The sequence below is a fragment of the Klebsiella sp. BIGb0132 genome, from assembly GCF_024810075.1.
GTDB classification, from domain to species: Bacteria; Pseudomonadota; Gammaproteobacteria; order Enterobacterales; family Enterobacteriaceae; genus Klebsiella; species Klebsiella terrigena.
Map to the genome: position 1 here is coordinate 16,582 of NZ_JANUDW010000016.1, position 16,981 is coordinate 33,562.

12 protein-coding genes and 1 pseudogene are annotated in these 16,981 nt (G+C 47.8%); 3 read left to right on the forward strand and 10 right to left on the reverse strand.

The features are described 5' to 3' along the window. Window positions 1-18 precede the first annotated feature (18 nt). From M2416_RS25380 to M2416_RS25405, 6 genes are all read right to left on the reverse strand, one after another. Window positions 19-849, reverse strand: a complete 831-nt coding sequence (locus M2416_RS25380) for a glycosyltransferase family 2 protein (RefSeq protein ID WP_041146374.1) — start codon at window positions 847-849, stop codon at window positions 19-21. Between the two features lie 105 nt (window positions 850-954). Then, window positions 955-1,509 carry a dTDP-4-dehydrorhamnose 3,5-epimerase gene (gene rfbC / locus M2416_RS25385; protein ID WP_041146375.1) on the reverse strand — a complete coding sequence of 185 codons (555 nt, stop codon included), beginning with the start codon at window positions 1,507-1,509 and terminating at the stop codon, window positions 955-957. A gap of 14 nt (window positions 1,510-1,523) precedes the next feature. After that, window positions 1,524-2,414, reverse strand: a complete 891-nt coding sequence (gene rfbD, locus M2416_RS25390; RefSeq protein ID WP_259227449.1) for a dTDP-4-dehydrorhamnose reductase — start codon at window positions 2,412-2,414, stop codon at window positions 1,524-1,526. Between the two features lie 32 nt (window positions 2,415-2,446). After that, a complete protein-coding gene (gene rfbA, locus M2416_RS25395; protein WP_041146377.1) occupies window positions 2,447-3,316 on the reverse strand; it encodes a glucose-1-phosphate thymidylyltransferase RfbA in 870 nt (289 codons plus the stop codon). A 17-nt stretch (window positions 3,317-3,333) separates the two neighbouring features. Next, the gene (rfbB, locus tag M2416_RS25400; protein ID WP_041146378.1) at window positions 3,334-4,398 is read right to left on the reverse strand and encodes a dTDP-glucose 4,6-dehydratase; all 1,065 of its coding nucleotides are present in this window, start codon (window positions 4,396-4,398) and stop codon (window positions 3,334-3,336) included. A gap of 385 nt (window positions 4,399-4,783) precedes the next feature. Next, entirely contained in the window at window positions 4,784-4,978 is a 195-nt protein-coding gene (locus M2416_RS25405; RefSeq protein WP_259227452.1) for a hypothetical protein, read from the reverse strand. A 545-nt stretch (window positions 4,979-5,523) separates the two neighbouring features. On the opposite strand from M2416_RS25405, the gene M2416_RS25410 reads away from it, so the two are divergent. Next, on the forward strand, window positions 5,524-6,528 hold the full coding sequence (locus M2416_RS25410) for an NAD-dependent epimerase (protein ID WP_259227454.1): 1,005 nt from the start codon (window positions 5,524-5,526) through the stop codon (window positions 6,526-6,528). A 376-nt stretch (window positions 6,529-6,904) separates the two neighbouring features. Then, complete coding sequence (locus M2416_RS25415) at window positions 6,905-7,024, forward strand: small membrane protein (RefSeq protein ID WP_241782353.1); 120 nt, start codon at window positions 6,905-6,907, stop codon at window positions 7,022-7,024. Between the two features lie 414 nt (window positions 7,025-7,438). On the opposite strand, the gene M2416_RS25420 is transcribed toward M2416_RS25415, so the two are convergent. The 4 genes from M2416_RS25420 to M2416_RS25435 form a co-directional block, all read right to left on the reverse strand. Next, window positions 7,439-8,815, reverse strand: coding sequence for a TolC family outer membrane protein (locus M2416_RS25420; protein WP_123709250.1), 1,377 nt, complete (start codon window positions 8,813-8,815; stop codon window positions 7,439-7,441). A 5-nt stretch (window positions 8,816-8,820) separates the two neighbouring features. Further along, the gene (locus M2416_RS25425; RefSeq protein WP_041146381.1) at window positions 8,821-10,152 is read right to left on the reverse strand and encodes an HlyD family type I secretion periplasmic adaptor subunit; all 1,332 of its coding nucleotides are present in this window, start codon (window positions 10,150-10,152) and stop codon (window positions 8,821-8,823) included. 53 nt (window positions 10,153-10,205) lie between these two features. Beyond that, on the reverse strand, window positions 10,206-11,975 hold the full coding sequence (locus M2416_RS25430; protein ID WP_259227456.1) for a type I secretion system permease/ATPase: 1,770 nt from the start codon (window positions 11,973-11,975) through the stop codon (window positions 10,206-10,208). A 308-nt stretch (window positions 11,976-12,283) separates the two neighbouring features. Continuing rightward, window positions 12,284-14,920, reverse strand: a complete 2,637-nt coding sequence (locus tag M2416_RS25435; protein ID WP_259227457.1) for a beta strand repeat-containing protein — start codon at window positions 14,918-14,920, stop codon at window positions 12,284-12,286. Between the two features lie 313 nt (window positions 14,921-15,233). On the opposite strand from M2416_RS25435, the pseudogene M2416_RS25440 reads away from it, so the two are divergent. Further along, window positions 15,234-16,254: pseudogene (locus M2416_RS25440) on the forward strand (integrase core domain-containing protein). Window positions 16,255-16,981: the final 727 nt, after the last annotated feature.

The following is a 16,981-nucleotide window of genomic DNA, read 5'->3' on the forward strand; positions in this document are numbered from 1 at the left end:
ATAAAATTATCTGAACAATCAACCTAACTTCCGGGGAATTTCAAGCAGCGCTTTTTTATTGTACGCATGCCTCTTGCGGTCAAAAAACCATCCCCACTTATTAAAGTAGGAAATCGCAGAGCGAACATGATACCAAAGCAACAGCTTGCTTTTATATGACCCCTTATTGAAAAGGTGAATAATTGTCGCATCCGGGAAATAATATATCTTAGTGAACGGCAGCGCGCGGCGACATAGATCAACGTCTTCTAAATACATGAAGTAGCGCTCATCAAAACCATTCAGCTTCTGGAGCAAACTATTCGTTAGCAGCATGAAGCAGCCGGAGACCGAAGGCGGTGAGAAAACCTTATCGTACTCGGCATCCATCAGCTCGTACTCAACGTCAAACTTCAGCGCAGTGGTGGGTAAAAAACGCCTTAAAAACAGGTTAACCGGCGTGGGCAGTAAGCGACAGCTGTATTGCCGGTCCCCATTTTTGTAGAGAATGGTAGGTGAGACAAAGGGGAATTGGTTATCCCAGGCAAAGGACAATAATTTATCCAGCTCGCCTCTGTCAAAACTAACATCCGGATTACAAATCAGAAAATAACCATCAAAATCAGTATTAGCTTTGATTGCCAAATTGTGACCAGCACCGAACCCACAGTTATAAGGAGATTTGATATAACTGATTTTCGGTTCGCTCAGCTCTGTAACCCATTGACATCCGCCATTATCCACTAAGACAATTTTTTCAACACCACTCTCATGACATAACGAGATCAACGTATCTTTAATATCATCATAGGAATGATTAAATAATACAATAGAAGCGATTATCTTCGGCTTCATTGCTTCATAAGTCATGAATCTATTACCTTTAGAGTAAACATCGCTATTTAATTATTATTATAATTCTTAATGAATAAAAGAGGATGCGTTAAGCATATCAAATCTACAAATGACTTACGGTCAGGCATATACTTCAGCGGTTGCCAGAGTATGAGCCTGCATATCTTTCTCTGACAATGAAAGCGCGCAGCCGCTTAGCTCAGGCCACTCAATGCCAATTTGCGGATCGTTCCAGAGAATACTGCGCTCTGACTGCGGCGCGTAGTAGTTGGTCGCTTTATAGACAAACTGCACCGTCTCGCTCAGCGCCATAAATCCGTGTGCAAACCCTTCCGGGATCCACAGCTGACGCTTGTTTTCCGCGCTCAGCACAACCCCAACCCACTGACCAAACGTCGGCGATGAGCGACGTACGTCGACGGCAACGTCGAATACTTCGCCTTCAACGCAGCGCACCAGTTTACCCTGCGCATGCGGGGCCAGCTGATAGTGCAGCCCGCGCAGCACGCCTTTCTGCGACTGCGAGTGGTTATCCTGCACAAACTCAACCTTGCGGCCCACCGCCTCATCAAAGATCTTGCTGCTGAAGCTTTCAAAGAAAAATCCGCGCGCGTCGCCAAAGACTCTCGGCTCGCAGATTAAGACCTCAGGAATGTCTGTTTTAATAATATTCATGCTTGTGTATTTACCTACTTACCTAAAACTTCAACAACAACGCGCTCAACGCCCTGGCGCCAGTCCGGGAGCGTTACGCCAAATACCCGCTGGAATTTCTCATTCGACAGGCGGGAATTCAGCGGACGTTTAGCCGGCGTCGGCCAGGCAGCCGTCAGGATCCCGTTGACTTCTTTGACCGCCAGCTCAGCTCCGTTGGCACGCGCCACATCAAAGACAAAGCGGGCATAGTCATACCAGCTGGTTTCACCGCTGGCCACCAGATGGTAGGTTCCGGCAACCGCCCTGTTACGCAGCTCTTCACGAATGGCGATGGCGGTACAGTCCGCCAGCAGCTCGGCGCCGGTCGGTGCGCCGTGCTGGTCGTTAATAATCGACAGCGTCTCTTTTTCGCCCGCCAGGCGCAGCATGGTTTTGGCAAAGTTGGCCCCACGCGTCGCGTAGACCCAGCTGGTACGGAAAATCAGATGGCGAGGGTTCGCCTGCGCCAGCGCCAGTTCACCGGCGCGCTTGGTTTCGCCATAAACGTTCAGCGGCCCGGTGGCCTCGTCTTCGGGACGATAATGCTCGCCTTCTCCATCAAAGACATAGTCGGTGGAGTAGTGCACCATCAGGGCACCCAGCTTCGCCGACTCCTCCGCCAGTACCGCTACGCCCCGCTCATTCAGCAGATCGGATAGCTCGCGTTCGCTTTCGGCTTTATCCACCGCCGTATGTGCGGCCGCATTGACAACCACATCCGGTTTAACCTGGCGGACGGTTTGCGCAATCCCGGCAAGATCCGTCAGATCGCCGCATAGTTCCTTATCGAAATAGTCAACGGCGACCACCTCACCCAGCGTGGACAGCGAGCGCTGTAGCTCCCAGCCAACCTGACCATTTTTGCCAATAAGTAAAATTTTCATTAATTCATACCCTGTATTTGGTCGGCAGACGATTAACGCTCATTAAGCAGACGTTTCAAATAAGCGCCATATTCCGTTTTCTTCAGCCGCTCGGCCTGAGCCTCAACCCCTTCTGCAGACAGCCATTTATTGCGGAAGGCTACCTCTTCCAGGCAGGCCACTTTCATACCCTGGCGCTTCTCAATGGTGTGGATGAACTGAGAGGCTTCCATCAGGCTGTCGTGGGTACCGGTATCAAGCCAGGCAAAACCGCGGCCCAGCAGTTCAACCTGCAGGTCGCCACGCTCCAGATACATCTGGTTGAGGGTGGTAATTTCCAGCTCGCCGCGCGCGGAAGGCTTCACTTCCTTCGCCATCTCTACGACGTCGTTGTCATAAAAATAGAGGCCGGTTACCGCCCAGTTTGATTTCGGCTTCAGTGGCTTCTCTTCGATCGACAGCGCCCTGAAGTTTTCATCAAACTCCACCACGCCAAAGCGTTCAGGATCGAGAACCTGGTAGCCAAAGACGGTGGCGCCCGACGTTTTGCTGGCCGCGGCCTCCAGTTTTTTACCGAAGCTTTGCCCGAAGTAAATATTATCGCCCAGCACCAGCGCGCAGGAATCATTGCCGATGAACTCTTCACCGATGATAAAGGCCTGCGCCAGACCGTCCGGAGACGGCTGGATTGCATAGGAGAAGTTGACGCCAAACTGCGAACCATCGCCCAGCAGACGCTGGAACGCCGGCATATCTTCCGGCGTGGAAATAATCAGGATGTCCCTGATACCGGCAAGCATCAGCACCGAAACCGGGTAGTAAATCATCGGTTTGTCGTAAATCGGCAGCAGCTGTTTCGACACGCCCTGAGTAATCGGGTACAAGCGGGTGCCGGAACCGCCGGCCAGAACAATACCTTTCATCCTGCAATCCACCTTAATTAGTTATTCAGACCAAGACGCTCGCCGGCATAGGAGCCGTCCAGCACGCGCTGCCACCAGGTCTGATTATTCAGATACCAGTGCACCGTTTTTTCAATGCCGCTTTCGAACGTTTCTTCCGGCACCCAGCCGAGGTCGCGCTGAATCTTAGCCGCATCGATAGCGTAGCGCAGGTCATGGCCCGGGCGGTCTTTGACAAAGGTAATGAGATCGGCAAAGTGGCTGATATTGCCTGGCTTCTGCTCCACCACTTTATCAAGGATGGCGCAGATGGTTCTGACCACATCGATATTTTTACGCTCGTTATGGCCGCCGATATTGTAGGTTTCGCCGCTATGCCCTTCGGTAGCCACCTTATACAGCGCTCTCGCGTGATCTTCGACGTACAGCCAGTCGCGGACCTGTTCACCGTTGCCATAGACCGGCAGCGGTTTGCCGGCCAGCGCGTTGAGTATAGTCAGCGGGATCAGTTTTTCCGGGAAGTGATACGGACCGTAGTTGTTCGAGCAGTTAGTCACCACCACCGGCAGTCCGTAGGTGCGGTTCCAGGCGCGCACTAAATGATCGCTACCGGCTTTCGAGGCCGAGTACGGGCTGCTTGGTGCGTAGGAGGTTTCTTCCGTAAACAGGTCATCGGTACCGTGCAGGTCGCCGTAGACTTCATCGGTGGAAATATGGTGGAAGCGGAAGCGTTGTTTCTGCGCTTCGTTCAGCGACTGATAGTAGTGACGCGCCGCCTCAAGCAGCGTAAACGTGCCGATCAGGTTAGTCTGGATAAAGGCTGCAGGACCGTCAATAGAGCGATCAACGTGACTTTCAGCCGCCAGGTGCATCACGATATCCGGCTGAAACTCACTGAACTGCCCGGCGATCCCCTGCGCGTCGGTGATATCCGTGCGTGAAAACGAATAGCGTTCATTTTGGGCAACGGATGCCAGAGACTCGAGATTACCCGCGTACGTCAGGCAGTCCACGACGCGAACGTCATCCTGGGTATTTTCAATAATATGACGAACAACGGCGGAACCGATAAAACCCGCGCCACCCGTAACAAGGATCTTCATACTTTATCTCATTTTTCAAATAGTTATATGCTAATCAACATATATCATAAATTTCAGGCACGCTACCGCCATTGGCTATCGCAACCAAAGCGCGTAACGCTGCTGTACTACTTTCATGATTATGGCTTTGGCCAGTCAGTCACAGCATGCTCTTGCTGCTACCTGACGGCTGGCCTTTACGCTGCGTTCTGCCGCCGTAAACAAAACAGGCTGGCAGACCCGCGATAAACAACTAAAAACAGAGATATATCTCGCAAGCCATATCTCTGTTTTCAGGCCCTACGCCGTACAACCGGACAGTAAATGCGCGAGCGCTACTCTCCCCGTTTTGCTGCCGGCTATCTATCGGGACTTTCTCATTTAGCAAGCTCCAGGTTCACCGACATCACCGGTACGGTCGTTGAAAGCCGGCTGCACGCGCCAGTAAAGCTGCTGTACGCATCACTAAAGCATCAAGGGTAGCCAAACTGACGCAACGTTCCAGAACATTGCTCATATTGTTCCCCCCCAGATAAAGAGTATCCATTTCCGGGTTTGTCACACGGCTCACCGGATGTTCCGAGGAAGCGATACCTTGCAAAACAACACTCCTGGGACACATAGATTATCCGCGCATTATAACGCTGGTAACTAAGAATAAAAATCAAAAAGCATGGCAAATCAATTCATGTGAAAAGCAAACAATAAGGATACATTATTTACACAATTCAAAATCATGGCCATAACCAATTGATATGTAATTAAAAAAATCAAAAAAGGCTCAATTGACATAGGAATCACGAGCATTCGGAGACGGAATGCTCGGAAATCATATAATCAGTAACAATATAGTCAGCAGGGCACGCTCAATCTCATATTGAGTACTTTATCGGCGAAACATCAATTATTGGTATAAGAAACTATAGGTATTATTATGGTGCTAAGATACATTCAAATGATAATGATTTCTATTTGCGAAAATAATACAGAAAATATCCCGCAAAAACGATCGCTGCTCCTCAAGCGCTGCCCCGCTCTGACCGCTTTATGAAGATCCTGAAACGGGAAAGCAGATGACCCCTAAGGCAACCCGGTGTAAAATCGACGATTATATATAGCGGGAAACAACGAACCCGGAGGATGAACATGAAGTTTTTAGTCACTGGAGCCGCAGGATTTATCGGTTTCCACACCTGCAAGCGCCTTCTTGAGGCGGGTCATCAGGTTGTTGGTATCGACAACATGAATGATTACTACGACGTCAATCTTAAGCAGGCGCGTCTGGATTTACTGCAATCCTCCCTTTTCAGTTTCCATAAAGTCGATCTTGCCGATCGCCAGGGCATCGCAGAGCTGTTCGCAGAAGAGAAGTTTAACCGCGTGATCCATCTGGCCGCTCAGGCTGGCGTTCGGTACTCGCTGGAAAATCCTCATGCCTATGCCGACTCCAACCTGATCGGCTATCTGAACATTCTGGAAGGTTGCCGACACAATAAGGTCGAACATCTGCTGTACGCATCGTCCAGTTCCGTCTACGGTTTGAACCGTAAAATGCCGTTCTCAACCGACGACTCGGTCGACCATCCGGTTTCACTCTATGCCGCCACCAAGAAAGCCAATGAGCTGATGGCGCATACCTACTCCCACCTTTACGGCATACCGACTACCGGGCTGCGGTTCTTCACCGTGTACGGCCCGTGGGGTCGCCCTGACATGGCGTTGTTCAAATTCGCCAAAGCCATGCTGGAAGGTAAGAGTATTGACGTGTACAACTACGGCAAGATGAAGCGTGATTTCACCTACGTTGACGATATTGTGGAAGCTATTGTACGCGTTCAGGATGTTATCCCGCAGCCGAACGCGGAGTGGACCGTCGAGAATGGCTCTCCGGCAGACAGCTCGGCCCCATATCGGGTTTACAATATCGGCAACAGCTCTCCGGTTGAACTGATGGATTACATCACCGCCCTGGAAGAAGCGCTGGGAATGGTCGCTGAGAAAAACATGATGCCTATCCAACCGGGCGACGTGCTTGAAACCAGTGCGGATACCAAACCGCTGTACGATCTTGTTGGCTTCAAGCCGCAGACCACCGTCAAAGAAGGCGTGCAGAATTTCGTCGACTGGTATAAGACCTACTATAAGGAATAATCTGGCAATCAGTTTCTCAACCGCAGCGGCATAGCTGCGGTTCTCTCTTCTGGCATCCCTCCTCCCCTCTTACGCGTAACCTTGTTCACTGGTGCGGAAAGTCTCATATCTTCAACCACGGTATCCTTGCCCTTCTTTCAATGGAAGCGCGCTTACCTCATTATGGCAGACTAAAATTGTCACTTTCACCAAAGAGCCGGAGCACGAGCCAGTTTTCTTTTGAAAGTATAGTTTTTCATTCTCCATAAAAAAAACACAATTAGCGCATAGGAATCTTCTTAGAAAGAAGATATGTTAGTGTGATAAAGATAATTTTTATCGATCTTTTAATTGCAAGCTAATCACTTACTCCCGTAACTTCGCTCTGGTAGATCCTATGGAAAACTTATTTTTCTTGGTTGTTGCTGCCATACTACTTGCCGTTTCCGTTTACTTTTTAATTTCTTATTTAAACGATCGAAAAAGATCCAGATCGTGGCTTAATAAGCATAAATAATAATACCGGCGATATTTAATTTAATGACAGAACCAGCGCGCGGTAGCATTGAAACTCATTTGATCAGCAAAGCGTTGAGTATTCGCGGCTTATTATAGAAAATTATATAGAACACAGGCTGTGTATGAATTTTAAACACAAAAAAGCCTGCATTGCAGGCTTCGTTTTACCTTCCGGCGCTTATCTCCAGCATCTACATCACAGTGACGGTAGCTCTTCACAAGGTAGAATCAACATATCCGACCTGTTTGACAGTCGCAACTCATTTGAGCGCAGACTTTAAACTACATCACATTTATTGATTAGCCGAGGGAAAACACAACTATTCCACAAACGGCCTGGCAGACAGAAGCCCATTCCTTTATCCCTCTCGCTCAACGGGGAAACCTGATACCACAAGTATGCGGCACGTACTTAGTTCCTTTGCTGCGAAAAGTATGACGCCACATGACTTATATTTTTTTCATTCAAGGTACCTGAATCACTCAAGAGCGAGATCCACGCTTTGATGTAAGTGTATTTGGCTTCTGCAAGGTCTCTCTGCGCGCCATAAAGCTGCTGCTCGGCGTTGAGAACATCGACGTTTACACGCTGGCCAGCTAACACGCTCTTGCGAGTAGCCTCAACCTGAGTTGTCGCCGATTTCACCGCAAAATCATAGGCAAGGAGCTTTGCCTGGCTGCTAATGCAAAGATTAAACTGCTTACGTAAGTCATTGATAACATCGCCTACCTGTGCATCCAGCTCATATTTAGCCTGACCATAACGAGCTGCCGCCTGCCGGGTTGATGCTGCAACACCGCCACCTGAATAGATAGGCATCGTCACCTGAACCCCAATACTATCAGTACGATATTTCTGGTTTACCGTATTGTCGCTGCTTGAGTCATTCTCAGAATGAGATGCATAAAGTTGAACTTGGGGCATAAAGCCGGAACGATTGCGTTCTACATCATACCTGGCGGCGTCAACCCCATGCCGCGATGCCGCTAACTGCGGGTTACGCTCCATCGCCACTTTCTCCCAGTCAACAAACTGGGTATAAGGTAAAGGTGATACCTGGAATTTACCCTTACGCAAAGTCTGCAAATCATCCAGCTGGTCGAGGGGAATACCGATTATCACTTCCAGTTCGCGCTGTGCTGCATCGAGGACATCCCGGGCTTCAATAAGCTGGGCCTCAGCCAGGCTGTAGCGAGCCTGTGTTTCGGCAACATCGGTAATGGTACCTTCACCGGCGCTCACCAGACGATCGTTCAGTGCCAGCTGCTCTTTATAGGCATCCTTTTGGGCCTGCGCTAACGCTATTTGGTCTTTTGCGTAAGCCACACCAACATACGCGGAGATAACGCGCACAGCCAGATCGAGATATTTGCCACGGTACTTTTCATCAGCCATCAGCGATTGCGCAACACCTGACTTATATTTCGCATACGCCTCATAGTCGAAAATGGACTGAGTCAACATCACTGAGCCAGCGTAACTGCGGTACTGCTGTCGTTTAGTCACATCGCTGACGTTCCCAAAGATATCACTGCTTTGATACTTCTGAGTTTGCCAGTTGCGTGGCGCATTTTGATAATTTAACGAGACTTTCGGCAAAAGACCCGCCCGGCCAATATTCTCATTTTCATTTCCGGCTTCTTTTTCCTTTATTGCAGCCTGAAACAGGGGATCTTTTTCCAGAGCCAAAGAGTACGCATCTAAAATGCCTAATGAGTAAACAGGTGCAGACATCATAAGCGCAAAAGAACTTATGGCCAGACCCATAATCTGCCTTTTAACCTGCATCTGGATTATTCCTCAGTCAACGATGTACGAGCACGGTCTAAAATTGGCTTGAACAAATAGCTCAGCAATGAACGCGAGCCCGTCTTAACAAATACTTCAACGGGCATGCCCGGTTTAATATCTGCACCCTGCAGCATTTTGATACCTTCGGGCGTTACGGTAACCTGCATCTGGTAATAGGGTTCTCCTGTCCCTTTATCGACAAGTCGGTCCGCAGAAATTAGCGTTACCGTTCCCGGAATTTTCGGTGTTTTGTTCTGATTGAATGCCGTAAACATTAACTCAACGGGAAGACCGTTGTAGACTTTGTCTATCATCTCAACCTTGAGCCGGGAATCAACCACAAGCGAAGCCTCGCTTGGGACTACCTCCATCAAGTGATCCCCAGCCCCCACTACGCCGCCTTGGGTAAATATATTCAGACCGACAACCGTACCGTCAACCGGCGAAACAATCGCCGTATTGCCCAAATCAAAGTTAGCCATTTCAAGCTTATTCTTGAAATCATTAACGTCCATCTGTGTTTGAGCGAGCTGCGTTCTGACTTCACGCTGGTAGTCAGCATAGCGTTGATCAATCCGCTGTTGGGATTCAAGGAGCTGCTTTTGCAACTGACCGATGCGTCCTAAAGTCTCATCAATACTGCTATTTACTTCGGCAAACTGGCGTTGGGCATCCAGATAACGGTTTCTCGGTAAATACCCTTCCGCTGCCAGCTGCTTCATGCTGCTCATTTGTTCACGAATACTGCTCAACTGGATTTGCTTATTATTACGAGAATCCTGTAGTCCTTTGAGCTGAAAGCGAATTCCGTCGATTGATTGCCTAAACCCATCCACCTCGCTGCGTAATGCCTGCTGGCGGGACGAGAACAGCTGTATCTGGAGAGCAATAATTTCCGCCACGCGAGGATGTGTCTTCACGCTGTCAAATACGCTTGAAAACTGGATTTTACTAAGATTGTCTCGTTCGGCCAGCAAACGATCTTCTGTAGCAAGGGTGGTGTAATACTGATCCTGCAAGGAATCTACCTGGGCCTGTGCCTGAACCTTACTCATTTGTACCAACACTTCGCCAGCTTTAACCTTGTCCCCTTCTTTGACGTCGATTTTTTTTACTATTCCCCCTGTCGGGGACTGAATTGTTTTGCGGTTTCCGGCAACCGTCACGGAGCCCGGTGACGCAACACCTTTATCAAGCGGAGCAAAACCGGCCCATAAGAAAAAGCCCAACAGCCCTACTCCGATTACTAGCCAACCAAGCCGGGAAAACCTCCGCTCATCCATTGAAAATTGCTCGCTATGATTATCCTGCGGCATATTGACTTGTGTAGACATACCCACTCCTTCAACTGCGAATGGTGGATTTATTCCACCGGCAAGTTCACGTTTTAATTAAGTTGCGTTTTTGGAATATTGCCTTCATGCATATCACTATTTACGGCCTGCACCGCTTGTTGCTGCGCAGCCTGAATCTTCTGCGCATTTGCCAGAGCCTGCAATACCTGATTGGTGGGGCCAAATGCGTTTACTTTGCCATTAACCAGCAACAGCAGCTTACTGGTCATCGATAAGAGGTTAGTTCGGTGGGTAATTAAAATAACCGTCTTATTTCGTTGCCTGAGCGCCGCAACGGCCTGGTTCAATGCCAGCTCTCCTGCATCATCCAGGTTTGAATTTGGTTCATCCAGCACAATCAAAGACGGGTCATCATACAAAGCACGTGCTAACCCAATACGCTGTTTTTGACCACCGGATAAGCCCGCGCCACCATTACCAATGATCGAATCATAGCCATGCGGGAATCGCAGTATTAACTCGTGTACGCCAGCTAATTTGGCCGCTTCAATAACTTTTTCAGCATCAATTTCGCTAAAGCGCGCGATGTTCTCAGCGATCGTTCCTGCAAATAACTCGATATCCTGCGGTAGGTAACCAATATAGGGACCAAGTTCATCTTTATTCCACTGGTAAATATCAGCATTATCAAGACGCACGATCCCTTCACTTACGGGCCAAATGCCGACCAGCAGGCGCGCCAGGGTTGATTTCCCTGATGCGCTCGGACCAATAATCCCGAGAACATCACCAGGTTGGATTGCAAAAGATACATTGTGCAGGACGGGTTCTCCCTGCGAACCCGGAGGGGTTGCAGTAACATTTTCTACCGCGACGGCACCTTGTGGAGGGGGCAAGGACATATTCGTTCCTCGCGGAGGATTCTGCTCCAGTAACTTCACCAGACGCTGATAGGAAAGTTTTGCCGAACTCCAGCTTTTCCAGACGTTAATCACCTGCTCAATCGGCGCAAGCGTTCTACCCATCAGAATTGAGCCTGCAATCATCATTCCCGGAGTGATATGGCCATCAATAGCCAGCCAGCCGCCAAGCCCTAAAACCAGGGATTGCAGGGAAAGCCGCACAAATTTGGTCACTGACGCAATACTGGTTGCTCTTTCGCTAGCAATGCGCTGGCTATTAAGAAATCTCTGATGTAGATCGTACCAGCGACCTTTTATGTTAGGTAGCATGCCCAACGCTTCGATCACTTCGGCGTTGCGTAAATTAGTACTTGCCAAACTCCCTGACTGCAAAGCAAGTTTACTGGCCTCAGAAAGCGGTTTTTTGGAAACCATTTCATTGATGATAGCCAGTGCAACCAGTACCAAAGAGCCGACTAACGCAAATAACCCAAGCCAGGGATTAAAAAGAAAAATGACCAGCAGGTAGATAGGAAACCACGGGGCATCGAAGAAAGCAAAAAGGGCATTTCCGGTCAAAAACTGCCGCACATTGGTTAAATCATTCAACATATGCCCGGCATCGGCAGATTTATTCTTCAGATTTTCTTCGTAGGCAGCAGTGTAAATTCGCGAATTCAGGCGCATGTCCAGCTGCGAACCGATGCGAATTACAACCATACTGCGGGCATACTCAAGTAATGCCATCATGCCAAACATTCCAAGCATGATAAGCGTTAACATCAACAACGTGATTTCATTGCCAGAAGGGAGCACCCGATCATAGACCTGGAGCATATAGATTGAGGGAACAAGCATTAATATATTGATAAACGCGGTAAAGATGCCCACCGTCCAGAATATTTTGCTGCGAGTTCGTATGACATCCGCAATTTCATTGCGCGGTATAAGTTGATCCACTTTGTTCCCTTAGTTTATGTGTACCTTAAGCCGCTCACACCTTAGCTGACCTGAGAGAACTCTCGTGCCCCAACAACCATAAGGCGGCAGATACTTTTTTTTAACTATAGATAACAAAAGTGAATAACATCAAGCTCACGAATAAAATTATTTAAACAATGAGAATACGGCAGCTTAAAGTCACATAATAAACAAGGTAAATTAAAGGTGGGTTAATTAGATCCCTATCACAAAAAAAGCGGAAAGGTCGCCCTTCCCGCTTTTAAATATAGTTACGCTCGAAATGATTAACTAAATAAGCATCATTATTATGCGTAATGCAGACTATCAACCAGCTGCTGATGATTCTGGCCAGACAGATAAACGATAGTATCCGAAGCGTCCAGGTTATGGTTATTGTTATTGTCAATAATCAAATAGGAACTGGCCGTATCGGATTGGCCTGACCAAACCACGGAAGCGAGCCCGACTTTGTTCGTCAGCGAACCGTTGCCGCCAACGCCAAGGATTTGCCCCAGAAGTGCAACAACCCCACCAGTGATCCCCCCGACCAACGTTCCCAGCAGCGCATCGACAACGTCTGTAGTGCGTGTACCGTAATCGGAAATAGCCGTTCCAGCAGTATTATCGCTAATCGTCAGACCGGAAGTAGCATCAAAGATAGTGTCTTTCGTACTGCTGAAATCGGAAATGGTTACGCCCGAGTTGACGGTACTGGATTTCAGCTGATACAAGTTCTCGCCGCTTCCGCCTGTCACCAGGGTATTACCCAGCACGTTAAAACTATCGTTAGCAGATGTGCCTTCGACGTTGATGTGGTAGCCGGTATTAAGGCCTAACAGGCTTAGCAAAGTATCGACTACAGGAACTGTTACACCACTTAATGGAAGGATCTTCAGAAGCTGAGTGATGATCCCGTCGCCGGTCCCACCTACGTTGGCATTGAGATCAAGACCACCGGTATTAGCAGAAGCATCGATATTACGAACATTGCTATACCCGGAACCTACAGTGAGATTCAGAGCATGGTCGCCTGTAACATTGACATTTTGTACCTGAGCATTGGTCCCTGTCAGGGACAGTATGTTGTCAAAGTTACCGGTACCACCGGAACCAAGATTTAATGTACTCAACGCCACATTACCGCCAAGCACAGTGCTGCTGCTGGTTAGCGACAGTGCTCCGGCATTAACATCGCTATTACTGGTTGCAGTAAAATTGACGTTAAAATGGTCAGTTGCGTTTGCCAGGAAAGTGATGCCAACGCTGCTAGCTGCAGTTGCATTACCGGTGACTTCCAGCTGTGCTGAGTTGCCGCCGGCCGCATTAATCACGCGTACCTGATCGGCAAGCCCGGATAGCACAAAGCCCTGGGAGCCGATGGTTGATGTTGCAGCCTGGTTAACTGTAGTGGTAAGGGTGCCAGTGAGTCCCGACTCGTTGGATGCATTGCCAGTCAGTATGCCAAAGTCAAAAGTATGGTTCGCCGGAGTAGATGCCCCGCTGGTACTACCGCTAAGCGTCGCTTTGCCAATATAGCCTGCAAGGTCAACCTTCTCAAAATTAGTAAACTGCGAGGAGTTGGTGCTTATAGTAACGGTACGGGTCAGTCCAGGGGCTGAAACAGCAATATTTTTAGTGAGCAGGTTTGCGGAAATGGTATCTACACCAAGACCGCCATTGGCCGTAATGTTGGTAGAAACTGTGTTAGCCCCATTCGACACGCCGTTACCTAACCATTTCAGCGAATCATTTCCCGTACCAAGATTAAACTGGCCGGTCGCGGAGGCAACAACAGCATCAGTTGTCAAAAGTACCTTATCAGCACCGGAGCTAGCGTTTAATATTATGCTTCCGTTATTGACTGTAACGTTAACGCCTGGGTTAACGCCATTATCGGAAAGATTGACAGTTGCAGCGCTCCCCCCACCAATCGACAAATCTGCAAGATGATCGGCAAATTTTAAATTGACGGTTGTCGCTGCGTTGGCGTTGAGAAGAACATTAGTCAAAACAGCAGTTTCGGCATTGCTGATTTGATGACTCGCGTTGGTGTTGACTGTACCAGTTGCATTGCCGCCGCCAGCCGTGGTCGTGAGGACTGCACCGGTCTTGTATAGTAAGCCAGTACCGATTTCGTATTCGAAAGCGTGTTGGTTCGTGACAGTGGTATTGTCTGTTGCGGTGGAGGCGCGCAAGTCATTAATTATCGCATTAGTAATGGTAACTTTATTAGTTCCTAATGCGTTATATGTAGCAAGTACTCCGGACGTTGGCAAAACACCATATACGCCTTTATAAACATAATTTATAAAGTCATTACCGGTGAGATTTGCTCCTTTACTTTGAAATTCTGATGAGGTTATCATCTGAGCTAACACAGAATCAAAAGTTTTCCCTTGAATCGTAATTGTTTTATTCCAGCCAGCTAACCCCCCCATGTCGGGGGTGCGGTCTGCTAAAGAAAGATAAACAGCAGCAAGTTTTTCTTTAGTAGACAATGCTGAATTCATTAAATTCCCAGTGCTTGTTCCGGCATCACGATACATCAACATATCAATTGAAGCATCAAAATTTTTCTGTGCAGTTAAAGTATTAGAATCAAAGCCATTATAATTTAACAACGTTGTAATAGTATTAGATATGGCGCTATTCAAGCCTCCAGAGTTAAGCAATGTCTGCAAGGCAGCATCACTGGTTACGGCGCCATTTACCGCAAGATAAACTATTTTCAATACATCAAGATCGCTTTTTCCTGAATACAGGGCCTGCCCAACTGAAGATGCAATCAAGCTTCCAATATATTGTTCTTGTGAGAGAGTTCCGGCTCTGAAACTATAAGCTACTGAGTCAAATGCAGTTCCGGTTGTGAAACTATTATTACCTAAAACCGCGAATTGAATAGCTGCAACTTGTTGCTGTGTAAGTAAAATTTGAGCTGCCATATTAATACCCTCAAAATTATTTTAAGGACACCAAACCCATTTTGCACAAAAGGGTGATGAGAGATAAGCTTTCGATTACGTTTGCTACCTACGTAATAAGAAAAGTCCAATAATCACAACATGTCAACATTCAGAGTTAAATTTTAAATACATCAAATAAAAAGAATAATAAATTGTAACTCTGGTATTATTGGTATTTATAACTAAATCAAAGAGATTTTGATCGAAATCCACTTGACCCTGCCCCAAAATCCTGCGCCATTCAGAAACACATTCCGGCATGATCTACACTCCCTGAACGGAGGTGGTGCCGATGAAAAAATCACGATTCACCGAAGAGCAGATTGTCTTTGCCCTGAAACAGGCCGAACTGGGGACGCCCGTACCGGACGTCTGTCGCAAACTGAGGATTTCCGATGCCACGTTCGATACCTGGCGCAAGAAATACGGTGGCATTTCTCCCTCGGAGTTGAAGCACATGCGTCAGCTGGAAGAGGAAAACCTGCGGCTGAAGAAACTGGTGGCCGATCTGAGCCTCGACAAGGCGATACTGCAGGACGTGCTGGCAAAAAAGACCTGACACTGGCACGCCCGCGCGAATGGGGCCGGGACCTGCATGCACGTTACGGGGCCAGCGAAAGGCAAATCTGCTTTGCTCTGCAGGTCAGCCGGAGTTCGTTCAGGTATCGTTCAGTGGCGGCAGACGACAGCGCGCTACGCCTTCGTATCAGGGAGATCACCGAAACCCGGGTCCACTATGGTTACCACAGGGTTCACGTCATGCTCAGGCGGGAGGCTGGCGGGATAATCATAAACGCATTTACCGGCTCTACAGCGAGCAGGGGTTGTCTCTGCGTCTCAAACGTCCGCGTCGGAATAAATCGGCAAAGCGGCGACAGCCCCAGCCTCAGGGGGATGTATCCGAATCATGTCTGGGGATCTGCGTGGGGCAGAATCTGCGCTCCACGGAGGTCGCAGAGATGCTGAATACCATTGCGCTCAGACGGCCCTTACCACAATGGCTGAAAACCGATTACGGCTCTGAATTTGAAGGGGAAATGCTGGACAAATGGGTGTATGAACGGGGGAGCCATATAGACTTCTCACGCCCGGGAACACTGACGGACAATGCCACGGTGGAGTCGTTCAACGGCAGGCTACGGCAGGAATGTCTGAACGAGAACTGGTTCATGTCGCTGGAGGATGCACGGCGCAAAATCGAGGCCTGGCGCATACACTATAACCAGAAGCGTCCCCACTCTGCACAGGGCTGGATGACGCCATCCGAATTTGCTGAGAAGTCTGCCGGTTGCCAGAACACGCAACCAACATGAAGCAGGTTATCCCTGATTATGACTGGGGCATATTCGGGGTCAGGGTCACACGAACTAACCTAATGTTAATCCTTTTAAATTCCTAACATTAGGTTAGGAATTTAAAAGGATTAACAGCCTACATAAAACAGGTATAAATTTAGACCTCAGCAATTCAAACAAGAGATATCGGAATAATGTATAATTAAGAATATTTTTGTTGTTGCAGACAATGGTGCCACTCTCATACAATAGCACATACGCCAAAAGCCAAAAAAAAATGGAAAAGCATGCGCCTGAACAGCCAAAGATAAAAGTAAACCCAGTATATTTATTAGACAACACAAACGCAATAAAAAATCAAATGATAAACTTTGGATTGGCAAAAAAAAAATAAATTACACCCCTCAAGTGAATATTTAACAATACAACAACATAATTGATTTTATTTTTTATTTAAAATAACAAGCAGACTGCGGATAATAATCAGATAAAAACAATCATCATTAATAATGACTTACTATCATTTAATAAAAAACAATAGAGAAAGGCTAATTAGTTGTTGAGCATTATTAGTACAGCTTATATGAGCATTAAAGTAAAGTAGCAACTATCCCAAATCATTGCGCACTTTCATGAATAAATAGATTCCACTGTATAATGCAATAACCTCTACGTAAGCAACTGAGTTTCTTTGTATATTTGCAACTGTGACATTGATGTAGTTTATTTAATTAAAAAAGAAATG